Annotated in this window: 12 protein-coding genes; 9 read left to right on the top strand and 3 right to left on the bottom strand. The window is 42.2% G+C overall.

What is annotated here, in order from left to right:
- The first annotated feature begins 75 nt into the window (after nt 1-75).
- From AAEY88_RS01160 to AAEY88_RS01145, 4 genes are all read left to right on the top strand, one after another.
- Nucleotides 76-1,170 carry a glycosyltransferase family 2 protein gene (locus AAEY88_RS01160; protein WP_350557853.1) on the top strand — a complete coding sequence of 365 codons (1,095 nt, stop codon included), beginning with the start codon at nt 76-78 and terminating at the stop codon, nt 1,168-1,170.
- Nucleotides 1,163-1,618, top strand: a complete 456-nt coding sequence (locus AAEY88_RS01155; RefSeq protein WP_350557851.1) for a GtrA family protein — start codon at nt 1,163-1,165, stop codon at nt 1,616-1,618. The genes AAEY88_RS01160 and AAEY88_RS01155 overlap by 8 nt, the downstream gene beginning before the upstream one ends.
- Complete coding sequence (locus tag AAEY88_RS01150) at nt 1,618-2,595, top strand: ChbG/HpnK family deacetylase (RefSeq protein ID WP_350557849.1); 978 nt, start codon at nt 1,618-1,620, stop codon at nt 2,593-2,595. Before AAEY88_RS01155 ends, AAEY88_RS01150 begins: the two co-directional genes overlap by 1 nt.
- Nucleotides 2,596-2,701: 106 nt before the next feature.
- Nucleotides 2,702-4,036 carry a glycosyltransferase family 4 protein gene (locus AAEY88_RS01145; protein WP_350557847.1) on the top strand — a complete coding sequence of 445 codons (1,335 nt, stop codon included), beginning with the start codon at nt 2,702-2,704 and terminating at the stop codon, nt 4,034-4,036.
- A 112-nt stretch (nt 4,037-4,148) separates the two neighbouring features.
- Here AAEY88_RS01145 and AAEY88_RS01140 read toward each other — a convergent pair whose 3' ends face one another.
- Entirely contained in the window at nt 4,149-5,078 is a 930-nt protein-coding gene (locus AAEY88_RS01140; protein WP_350557845.1) for a branched-chain amino acid transaminase, read from the bottom strand.
- A 350-nt stretch (nt 5,079-5,428) separates the two neighbouring features.
- Nucleotides 5,429-8,284, bottom strand: a complete 2,856-nt coding sequence (gene glnE / locus AAEY88_RS01135; protein WP_350560393.1) for a bifunctional [glutamate--ammonia ligase]-adenylyl-L-tyrosine phosphorylase/[glutamate--ammonia-ligase] adenylyltransferase — start codon at nt 8,282-8,284, stop codon at nt 5,429-5,431.
- Between the two features lie 332 nt (nt 8,285-8,616).
- On the opposite strand from glnE, the gene AAEY88_RS01130 reads away from it, so the two are divergent.
- From AAEY88_RS01130 to AAEY88_RS01110, 5 genes are all read left to right on the top strand, one after another.
- Nucleotides 8,617-9,666, top strand: coding sequence for an NADP-dependent oxidoreductase (locus AAEY88_RS01130; protein ID WP_350557843.1), 1,050 nt, complete (start codon nt 8,617-8,619; stop codon nt 9,664-9,666).
- 97 nt (nt 9,667-9,763) lie between these two features.
- Nucleotides 9,764-10,195, top strand: a complete 432-nt coding sequence (gene tusD / locus AAEY88_RS01125; protein ID WP_350557841.1) for a sulfurtransferase complex subunit TusD — start codon at nt 9,764-9,766, stop codon at nt 10,193-10,195.
- 23 nt (nt 10,196-10,218) lie between these two features.
- Entirely contained in the window at nt 10,219-10,542 is a 324-nt protein-coding gene (locus AAEY88_RS01120) for a hypothetical protein (RefSeq protein WP_350557839.1), read from the top strand.
- 56 nt (nt 10,543-10,598) lie between these two features.
- Entirely contained in the window at nt 10,599-10,943 is a 345-nt protein-coding gene (locus AAEY88_RS01115) for a hypothetical protein (protein ID WP_350557837.1), read from the top strand.
- Between the two features lie 11 nt (nt 10,944-10,954).
- Entirely contained in the window at nt 10,955-11,299 is a 345-nt protein-coding gene (locus AAEY88_RS01110; protein ID WP_350557835.1) for a TusE/DsrC/DsvC family sulfur relay protein, read from the top strand.
- 22 nt (nt 11,300-11,321) lie between these two features.
- On the opposite strand, the gene AAEY88_RS01105 is transcribed toward AAEY88_RS01110, so the two are convergent.
- The gene (locus AAEY88_RS01105) at nt 11,322-11,897 is read right to left on the bottom strand and encodes a tRNA (cytidine(34)-2'-O)-methyltransferase (RefSeq protein WP_350557833.1); all 576 of its coding nucleotides are present in this window, start codon (nt 11,895-11,897) and stop codon (nt 11,322-11,324) included.
- Between the last annotated feature and the right edge of the window lie 230 nt (nt 11,898-12,127).

Genomic DNA, 12,127 nt, shown 5'->3' with positions numbered 1-12,127 from the left:
TTGTACAATAAACAGCTTATAGTTAATAAGCGCCTCATAGAAAACTAATATCAATCACTGCCGATGAGTATTTTCATGCCCCAAAATCATCCTTATTTATCTATCATCATGCCAGCCTATAATGATGCCGAGGCGTTACAAACCTTTTTACCGCAGGTGTTTGAATTTACCGCAGCATTGAGTGCTCCTATAAGCAATGATGCCAATACGGAGCATAACTATAAAACAATATCAGCAAAATGTGAGATCATTATTGTTGATGATGGTAGCCGTGATAATTTGATTAATATGGTCACCACTTTAATGCCAACTCGTCCAAACAATACGAAGCTGATTTTAGTGCGATTATCGCGTAACTTTGGTAAGGAGCCGGCGCTCAGTGCGGGTCTTGCCAAAGCAGATGGCGATGTGGTGGCGATGATTGATGCTGATGGACAGCACCCTTTAACCGTACTGGCAAAAATGCTCAGTATGATTGAGCAGTCAGATATCGATATGGTCGCCGGTATTCAGGCCAACCGCCCCCATGAAAGCAGGCTAGCCAAGACTTTAAAAGGTAGCTTTTACCATTTTATTCAAGACAGGCAGCGTTATGAGATTCGCCCAAACGCCGGTGACTTCCGGGTGATGAATCGCAAAGTCGTACAGGCGTTACGCTCATTACCTGAGCGTCAACGTTTTATGAAAGGTCTTTATGCATGGGTGGGCTTTAATACCGTCTATCTACCCTTTACCGCTGATAATCGCGGTATGGGCAGTAGTAAATTTAACTTTGGTAGCCTTTTTGAATTGGCCTTAGTTGGCATTACTTCTTTCTCCCAAAAGCCGTTACGCTTAATATCACGAATGGGCTTTGTAGTCTCCGCCTTAGCGTTTTTATATGGCCTATATATTGTTATTGAAACCTTACTATTTGGCAGTGATGTCGCAGGCTGGGCAACGGTTGCCGCTGGTCTTATGTTTTCAACTGGCATTCAGTTGGTCTGTATTGGCGTAATTGGTGAGTATGTTGGCAGGCTATACGAAGAAGTCAAACAGCGCCCGCTATATTTAATTGATGAAACCATTAGTAGCAGTCAGTCCAGTAGCGAACAGGATGCTAATGCGCTTAAAGATAAAAACCCTAAACATGTAGTGAATGAACGTTTTAATAAGCAAACCAATGAATAAAATTGCAATAACAAAGTCTGCCTCGCAGCAAGCACTATGGTTTTTGATCGTCGGCGCAAGCGCAGCCTTGGTACATTTTTTAGTATTGGTCAGCATCGTCAGTTTCACAGTTATCACTCCAGCTTGGGCCAATGTTATGGCTTTTTTGGTGGCGTTTGTGGTGAGCTTTTTGGGACATTTTTACCTGACTTTTCGGCAGTCAGATCGCTATTTCGGACAAGATACCTATAATAGTGAAAGCGCTAAGCATAAATCATGGCATCATTCACTACCAACACTCGTGAAATGGTTTGCCAGCTCCGCTGCTGGATTTATTGCCAATCAAGGCTTGTTTTTATTGGGTTTAAACTGGTTTGGTGAGCGCTACTATATGCTGATATGGCTAATAGTGACCGGTGTTATCACCATAATGACTTTTGCATTAGGTAAACTTTGGGCGTTTAAATAATGATGATAGCAAAAAATAATTTTTCTCAGTCTAATACCTCTCAAACATCGCACAATGCGCGCGCTATTATCATAAATGTTGATGACTTAGGCTTGTCCGGTGCGGTGAACGATGCGGTAATTGGTCTCGCTGAGCGCGGACGCATCGGTGCCAGTAGTTATATGGCAGGCGGCGCTATCACGGATGGAGATATACGTAAGCTAGCAGAGTTAAACGTTGATATTGGTCTACATTTAGACTTAACTGGGGTTTTTCCATCAGCGCTACATGGATCACTTAATTCAGTCATCGTAGCCAGCTATTTGCGTCGGCTTAATGCTAAGCAAGTAACCGAGGTAATTAAACAACAACTCGATGGATTTGAAGATCGGTTTGGGCGTGCACCAATCTTTATTGATGGGCATCAACACATTCATCAGTTTCCTATTATTCGTCAAAGTTTAATTAATGAGCTAAACACTCGTTATAGTGATGGCTCGCAAAACTCTATTAGTGCACGCATCACCACGCCATTGGTCAATGATTTCAAATCTTGGGTTATTTATGCGCTTGGGGGTCGGGCTTGGCGTACGCTATGTAAAAAGAACCATATTGCAACCAATGACCAGTTTGGTGGGGTTTACGGGTTTGATGCGAATGTTCAACAACTTGCAGTGCTGTGGGAAAACTGGCTAAAAAACGCGCCTCGAACACAATACTTAGCACCTGCTCTACATACACAACTATTTGCCATTGAGTCACTTGGCACTTATGCACAATATGGGTCGACTATCCCAGCCATACATTCTGTACCCAATGCCTTGCCTAACAATTTGACCCCCACCCTAATTATGTGTCATCCTGCCGTCCCTGCCAACAATTGGCAAGATGAAATTAAAACTGCACGCGAGCGCGAACATGAATGGCTAATGAGTCATCAATTCGAGCAGTTATTACAGCAATATGATGTCAGGTTGGTAAGATGGTCGGAGTATTAAAAAGTTAATTTTCGGCATCCTAAGTAGATTGATAAGCATACCCACTACCTTATTATTTTCTTATATTTATAAAACTAATATTAAATTAAGTTTGGGATAATATTTTATGCTCGCTGATGAAAATTTTATCGATGCGAATGAAGTTACTAATATACTTTTTGTCTATGATCGACTCGATATTATTGGTGGTCTTGAAACCCGTTGGATGGACGAATTTCAGTATTTAAAAAAAAATAACTATCAAGTTAGTTTTTTGACACCTCAACAACGTTTTGAGCCTAAAATATCTGAGTTATTTTCAATTCATAAATTTATTATTAATGATATTGATATAGCCACTAATTTTATAAAACTAGTTAATCATATTATTAATACAATCCACAATGAGCATATTCAAGTCTTGAGTATACATATGCTTGATACATTCGGTTGTGCAGCAGTAATGGCAGCACAAATTTGCCAAATTCCTGTAATTTCTACAATTCATGGTACGCCAGACATTTATCGTAGACCTATTGAACGTTTATTCATTCAGCAATTGGCGGGTAAAAGTTTTAGCTTATCTATTAGTGTATCACAGCATCTGAAAAGTATTTTTTTGACAGAAGCGCCTCTAACAACTGTAATTCCTAATTTAATTAACTTAGGTAAATACCAGTACCAGCCAAATAATTTAAAATCAGCTTGGTTAGTAGTTAATCGTATCAGCCCAGAAAAATACCCATCAATTTTACGTTTTTTACAGGCCGCAAATGACTGTAAAATAACTACAGTAGATATTGCGGGTGGCGGCAAATGCGCTGAGTTACGCAAGTGTATAGACTCCCTTAATATTGAATTACAAGTAAATTTTTTAGGTGAAATTAAAGATATAGCAACACTGATACCGAAATATGCAGGAGTGGCAGGGATGGGTCGTGTAGCTCTAGAGGGATTAGCGTGTCATAAACCAGTATGTATTGTTACTCCCGAGGGCAATTTAATCGGCTTAGTTACTATAAATAATCTTCAATCTCTTAAAAATTATAATTTTATAGGTAAAGGTCTTGTATCAATTGATAATGAAACATTCTTTGCACAGTTGGAAGCTTACAAATCAGAAGATAGTCAGGATATCTACCAACAGTTAAAACTGGAATTGTCGTCAGATAACTGGGATAAGTATATTCAACTTTATAAAAAAGTATCCTTTATTGACAATAAAGCTTTAGAGGCCTTTTACCATAAATTAGCTTATTTTGCTAACACGCTATCCGTTCCTTTTATGCATGATGATTTTTTTCGTCACCTATTCTGCGAAACTCTAATTGAATATGAGTTAAACGATATTCAGAAAATGTGGCACTATTACGAGGAAAGTATTGGCTTAATGGCAAACTACCCAAACCCTTATAATGTGTCTACGAAATCTAAAAGATGGTGGAAAAATATGTTTAAGTAAACTCTCGTTACTTCTATCCCTTTCTTATATCCATAAAAAGCCAAGACTATAAAAAGGTCTTGGCTTTTTTATTGTAGATGAAACTGTGTATGAATTATTTTATAAATAATCTTTAGTCAATAAAGCTTAACCAGTCCATATATTTCTCATTGCGGCCATGGACCACATCGAAATATAAGGTTTGCAGTTTTTCGGTTATCTCGCCGCGACCACCATTACCGATTTTGCGATCATCATACTCACGAATAGGCGTGACTTCTGCAGCGGTACCCGTCATAAAGATTTCGTCGGCCAAATAAAACTCATCACGAGTAATACGACGTTCAGTGACTTTGATGCCTAAGTCGGCGGCAAACTGGATAATAGTTCGACGAGTAATACCGTCAAGCGCCCCGCCTGCTAAGTCTGGGGTATGTAGCTCGCCATTCTTAACTAAGAATAAGTTTTCACCTGAACCTTGGCAAACATATCCTTGTGAATCCATTAAAATTGCTTCGTCGTAGCCATTACGAGTGACTTCTCGATTGGCCATAATGGACACTGGATAGTTACTTGAGGCTTTAGCCTTACACATAGTGACGTTGGGCAAGTGATGGGTATAAGAGGAGGTTTTTACCCGGATACCGTTTTGGATACCTTCCTCACCAAGATAAGCACCCCAATGCCATGCCGCAACCATCGCGTTGACACTATTATCATGGGCGGATAAGCCAAGCTTTTCTGCACCGATCCATATCAGTGGACGAATATAAGCTTCAGATAAGTTATTCTGCTTAACGACGTCTTTATGCGCTTGCTCAAGGGTAGCGGCATCAAAAGGCACCTCCATCTGAAAAATAAAGGCGGAACCTAACAAGCGCTCAACATGATCTTTCAGGCGAAAAACCGCAGTGCGCTTATCAGCGGTTTGATAAGCACGTACGCCTTCAAATACCGCAATGCCATAATGTAAGCTGTGCGTCAGTACGTGAACTTTAGCATCTGGCTGATTAATCATCGTGCCATTCATCCAAAGCTTGCCGTCTTGTGTTGCCATGTTCATTCGATATTCCTTATGCTGGCGCTGGCGCCTAACTTTTTTTGTTGAGTAAATTTTATTAAAAGTTTTAATTAACGGATGCTACTACGCCATAGTAACAAGGACTATGACGTTCAGCGTAACTATTAAAAATATAGCTACTATAAATAGGGAGCCATTAAACAAATAATCGGTCGTTAAATGATCAAGCATTAACTCAGTAAGAACTACTGCTCAAATAATGTCGGTTAAACAGCTCACTTTCTATTATATTTTATGATTTGCGAATTATTATAGCACCAGCAGCCGTAGCAAACGAAATATTTTAGCTCGCTCATAGACGGCTTTTATATACTGGGGCTTGATTATACAGCTTATTCTTCCTGTGCTGGCTCTACCCCCATAAGACATTGCCATTGATCTTGTACTAGCATCCGTGTTTCTTGCCATAAGGCTTCATCGACCAGTAGCGATTGCTCAGCCAATGCCAACTGGTGCGTCGCTGCTCGTATCCGCAAATAAGCATCCGTTAGGTCCTGGCATACTTGCGCCTCCCAAATGCCTAACAGTGCCACTTCCTCAAAGATACGGACGTTATCGCTCCACTTAGTTAGGCTTGGATACTCATGTGAATAAGCCAGGACAGCAAATTGTGCCAAAAACTCAATATCAACAATGCCGCCAGCGTCCTGTTTTAGATGGAACTTACCCGCTTGCTGCTGCCATTGACTGGTGCCCAGATGTTTTTGCATCTTAATACGCATACTGGTTACCTCGATACGCACTTGCTCAAGGGTACGCGGCAGTGCCAATACAGTACGTCGAATGTCACAAAAACGTGCGGTCACACGCTTGTCACCACAGATTGCCCGCGCCCGTACCAACGCTTGGTGTTCCCATGACCAAGCTTTATCGCGCTGATAAGTCTCAAAACCGTGACAAGAGATGACCATCATGCCAGCATTTCCTGATGGTCGCAGGCGCATATCAATCTCATAGGCCCGTCCATCACGGGTTTGGGTATTGAGATAAGTCATTAACTTTTGAGCAAGGCGTGCCGCAAACTTCATACCACTAACCGACTTCTCGCCAGTGGACATACCCCGCTCTTTTATTTTATGTAAAAACACTAAATCTAAATCGGAGGAATACGATAACTCAAGTCCCCCAAGCTTGCCATAACCAATAATGGCAAAACCACAATCCGCCTCAGTAACTGGGTCACCATCTTGGCCAATAGGATAACCATAGCGCTTAACTAACTCTGCAAAAGCACGCTCAAGCGCTGCTTCTAACACTACCGCCGCAATATAAGTTAGTGAATCTGAAACCTTCATAATAGGTCGCTCGGCCAATACATCACTAGCAGCAACCGCCAACACTTGGTTCTTTTTAAATAGGCGCAAGACGCTAAGCAGCTCCTCTTCGTCATCAGGCTCTACTCGTAATAAGCGTTGACGTAAAATGTCTCGTAACTCAGGCTTATCCGGTAGATGACGGTAGCGCTGCTGTAAAAAAGTGTCGAGCAGCACCGGGTAACGCGCCAGTTCATTAGCAATCCATGGGCTGGCAGATAACATCGGAATCAACTCAACCGTCGCATTAGGATTTTCGGCAATCATAACTAAATAGATTGAGCGTCGACAAATGGCCTCAAGTAATGCAATGAGGCGCGGTAATGCAGTATTGGCCAGTTGCTGCTGCTCTTGATGGGCAAGCAGCGCATGCAGTATCACTGGATAGGCGTCATCTAAGCGTGTTCTGGCCTCATCGCTGAGATTTGCGACCATCTTTGATTGCCAAAATGTCTGTAGTTGGGCTCGACTTTCTTCGGTCAATACCGTATCAAGTTGAGCAATTTGTTCGTCCAGCTCAGCAGGTTCAAGGGTTGTATCATCTTGTGCTGGTATCTGTCGCTCGGTTACCATACGCTCAAACGGTACCGTTACATTATCTCTATGGCGATTTAGCGTAATGAGCAGCGCGTTCCAATCCTCAAAACCGAGGGTAATGGCCAAGTTCCGCTGCCAACGACAATCGTGCGGCAAACGCTGAGTCTGTTGATCATTGATCGCTTGGATAGCGTGTTCGAGCCGGCGCAAAAACCGATAAGCAGCTTGCAGGTTTTCATAAGTCGGAGGCTTAAGATACTCAAGCTCGTCCAAGGCTTGCATGGCTTGCAGGCAAGCCTTAACTTGTAGCTGGTGATGCCGTCCACCATAAATAAGCTGAAAGGCTTGAACAATAAATTCAATATCACGGATACCGCCCGCCCCCAGCTTAATATTATCTAAATCTTCGCGCTGCGCCACTTGATTTTGAATCAGTGACTTCATCTCGCGTAGTGCGGCAAAGGCGCTATAATCAACATAATAGCGAAAGACAAATGGCTTAATTAAGGCTTGTAGCTCATCATAGAACGGCGGTGTAATTTGCCCAACCACACGCGCTTTTAGCCAGGCAAAGCGCTCCCAAGCCCGTCCATGAGTGGTAAAATACTTTTGTAATGCGGACAGATGAATAGCCAAATCACTACCATCACCCCATGGACGCAAACGCATATCTACCCGAAATACAAAACCATCAGCCGTGTTGTTATCGAGCAGCTTAATAATACCTTGACCAAAGCGGGTCATAAAGCGTTTGTTATCGATACTGCGCGTGCCTTGTGCCTTGTCACCATCAGTCTGACCTCGTGCTTGATGCACAAATATCAGGTCAATATCACTGGATAAATTCAGCTCATGAGCGCCAAGCTTACCCATCGCCATAATCGCCATATCGTCAATATGTAGAACGCCTTTAGTATCCATAAAAGTTGGTTGCCCATATTGGGCGATCAACTGCTGATAGGTATAGTCTTTAGCAAATAAAATACAACCATCAGCAAATTCAGACAGCTCATCAGTCAACTGCTCAAGCGTAATTACCCCTAGCGCATCTTGCCAAATCCAGCGCGTCATTAACAGCGTTCGTAGATGACGCAGGCCACTCATCACCTTAGTTTCATCAGCAAGCTGGTAATTTTCATCCAAGGTATAATCTTGAATAAGATCATCAATCTGCTGGCGGGTTAAGGTCTGCTCTAGCGGGTAGCTGCGCAAAAAAGTCTGACATGAAATCGTCCGACTTTCCCAAATCTGATAAGCAAACTCACTGGCTGTCTGCAAAACTTGTAATTGAACGGTCGTAGGCTGGTAGCCTGCAGCATTGGGCGTGGCAGATGACATCGCTGGCGACATAACTGGTAGCATAGTGACAAAAACTCCTTGCAGCGTAGATTAACTAGACAACCTCAATTTGGGGCTATTATTTACAGTTTTTCTTACCAGACGGTCACTACAGACGGCCATATTTTTTAGTATGCTTTTAGCATAAAATTACTTTTAACAACGCTGTTACCATCTGATTTGGTTGGCTTTATGGTAGCATAAATAGTTTAGCCAGGAACGATGGACGTTTTTCTCCAAGCAAGTTATTAATGATACCGCTGTTAATGCTAATATAGCAGGCGGATGTTAATTTGCTAAATTATTTAAAGACTCTAGACAGGTCAAGAACAATGAATCATACCAATCTAAAAGAGCAAAACCAAGAAATCGTACTCGCTATGTATCCATTAGGTGTACCGACAGCAGACACTTTTCAAATCAATAATATCGATATGCCTGAACTCATTGAGGGCAACGTGCTGTTAAAAAGCCTCTACGTATCAGTCGATCCTGGTATGCGCGGATTTATGGCTAAAGGGGATGACGATGCCGCTGGCAATAAATTTAAGCTCAACGAGCCTATTACTAGTAGAACAGTCGCCCAAATCATCGACAGTAAAAACGATGACTTTAAAAAAGGTGATATCGTTCATGGCCGTTTTGCGTGGCAAAAATATCAAAGCGCAAGTGTAGACAATATTGAAAAAGTAAATCCTGAGCTTGCTCCGATTTCTACTGCGGTCAGTATGCTTGGCGTACCAGGTCTAGCTGCTTATTTTGGCATGTTAAAAATCGGCCAACCTAAAGAAGGCGACACTGTTGTCGTCTCCGGCGCTGCAGGGTCAGTCGGTAGTATTGCCTCCCAAATTGCTCGAATTAAAGGCTGTAGAGTCATTGGTATTGCCGGATCTCCTAAAAAAATCGACTACTTAGAGAATGATTTAGGTCTCGATAAAGGTATTGATTATAAACAAACCGATAATATGGTAGCGGCAATAAAAGCAGCCTGTCCGGACGGCGTTGACGTATTTTTTGATAATGTCGGTGGCGAGCTATTCGATGCCGTCTTTGCCAATATTAACGAGCATGCCCGAATCGCCATCTGTGGTCAAATTGACGATTATAATAAAGAAAATCCACCAAAAGGCCCAAGACCGATGAACACGTTAGTTAAGAAAAGTGCGCGTATGGAAGGCTTTGTGGTTTACGATTTTAAAGATCAATTCGATGAGGCCAAAAACCAACTGAGTGACTGGTATAACGATGGTAAAATAAAATATAGAGAAAACCTTATCGAAGGGTTTGATAATATTCCTTCTGCCTTTATTAGCCTATTTTCGGGCGAAAATATTGGTAAGCAAATGATTAAAGTTGGCGATGTTGAGGACAGTGAAAAATAAACTGCTGGTGGCCTCTCATCACTTATAGTGAGCCATCGATAATCATTAATAACTCACGATAATACTAACTTGTGATACTACGTTTATGACTACAGCCATGACCCCTCTTCTATTGATTACCGTTGATCCTAGCCGGCCGCTTGCTCATCTAGCGCTGCGTTATGCCCGTGCTTTACTTGAGCAAGTAAACGCTACCGACAACCATAGCGATAATACTGACCGCTCTACAAACAATGAGCAGCCATTAAACGTCTTTTTTTATGCTGATGCTGCCCATACTGCCAATCGGTTACGCTGGCAATCTGCAGATCAGAGCAACTTAACGAAACAGTGGCAAGCACTGGCAGAGCAATATAAGCTGCCGCTACCTGTTTGCGTCAGCACGGCGCTCAGTCGTGGTATTAGTGATACCGACAATAGTGCGCGCCATCAGCTACTTGGCGATAATATTGCCGAAGGGTTCCATTTGGTTGGTTTGAGTGAGCTTGCCATGATGATGCAAAGTAACTGCCGTTTGATACAGTTTTAAGGCTGCTTGATTGAGGACAAATAATGAAATTATTAATTCAGCTACGTACTGGTAGCGAGATGGCGAGTTATGAAGGCTGCGCGCTGGCATTGACACTAGCGACCTTTGGCCATGATGTTCAGCTTTATCTAGACGCGCCCGTCTTTGGTCTATTGATGCAGCCTAAGTCGCGCTTACACGGTATGATCCAATCGCTGGAGTTATATGATATGCCTGCCGCTTGGTTACCTGATGATGTGTTTAGTGGCTGGCTAACTGGCATGTTACCGAACGATTTAGCCACCCAATTAATGCTTATCCCAGAAATTATCAATTCGCAAGACTTTGAGCAAATCTTAACTTTTTAGTATCGTATATTCATATTTAATATTGGCCTGAAGTAGGCAATTAATCGGACACCGTTATGGCAACCTTATACCAAATACACAGTACCATGGATACCCTCAGACATAGCGTTGAGGAGATGGCCTTAACATGGCGTGCCGGCGACAGTATCCTCTTATTAGGAGCGACCGTTGCTTTTGTTGAATGGTTGAATGCGTATTTGGGCGATGGTGATATAGAAGGTATTGCTGGTATTTATGCGCTGGCGGATGATGTCGCGCAACTCAGTGCAAATACAACAGCAAAACTGAAACTCAATGCCAAATTAACAGATATATTAACCGATAGTGAATGGGTTAGGCTAACTCAAGATACTAACATTGATGAAGCCAAGTTCGACAAAGTGGTAACAATTGCCTTATGAGTGTTTTTGCTATGACCTCTACCAAACCTTCTACTCAGACTCCTGACATTGTACTAGATCAAGACGGTCATCTTTTTGATTATACTGTCTGGACAGCAAATATCGCCCAACAGTTGGCAGATACCCTTGATATTAATTTGAACACTGAGCATCTGGATATTTTGCAGCAAGTGCGGGTTTTTTTTACTAAGTTTAATCATGCACCTGCTACTCGCCCACTGATTAAGTGGCTACAACAGACTTTACCTGAGCAGGACATTACTAACCAAAAGCTACAGCAACTGTTTAATACGGGATTGGTCGCGCGTCATGTTAATCGTCTCGCTGGACTGCCAAAGCCACCTAACTGTTTATAAGCAAAGCGACGTATAAAAACCGCTACTTCGGATCATAGACTGTTAGGGTCTCATAACCAATACTACGGCCTTCATCGCCAATAAAGCCCTGCTGACGCCATACCTCATACAAACATATCGCCACACTATTAGATAAGTTCAAACTGCGTGAATCAGGTAGCATTGGCAGCCTCAACCAGTTCTCGGCGCCGATATCGTCACGAATCGTACCCGCTAAACCTGCAGTCTCCGAGCCAAATACTAATGCTACGTTAGGTAGCCTATCAGGCGCATTTTTTAAATTAATTTTGGAGTCAGCATTTGCTTGAGCCGTGAAATCATAGTCATAAAAAGGTGTGCTAAGTTTGGTGGTCATTGCCGTGATAATACGACAGTCAGCGTTCATGAGCGCATGTTTAGCCGCTGTCCAATCGTCATGAACTTGTAGATTGGCATATTCATGATAATCGAGTCCTGCACGGCGTAGCTTTTTATCGTCAAGATCAAATCCCAACGGTTTAACCAAATGCAGTTGCGCGCCACTATTGGCACACAAACGAATAATATTGCCCGTATTGCTAGGCATCTTAGGTGCGACCAGCACAATATGAGTAGTCATAATAAGTTCCTGAATAATTACATTTTAAATGTTATCTAGGGTGTTAAATTTCTAAAATTCGCTGTTATAAGCTGGCTGGTCTACTTCTTAACTAACAAGGATCTAAAACACCTTGTACTGTCCGTAATCAAAAGTTACAGTTTATTGTCAATAATTACATTTTGATACTGGGCAACTATTTTAACTTTTATTATGATAGCCGTAACGGATATCAAGAAGATATGATGATC

Source organism: Psychrobacter sp. CAL346-MNA-CIBAN-0220, assembly GCF_040309805.1.
In the GTDB taxonomy this organism is placed as follows: Bacteria; Pseudomonadota; Gammaproteobacteria; order Pseudomonadales; family Moraxellaceae; genus Psychrobacter.
Note: the sequence above shows the minus strand (reverse complement) of the source record. Positions and strands in the feature narration are given on the sequence as shown.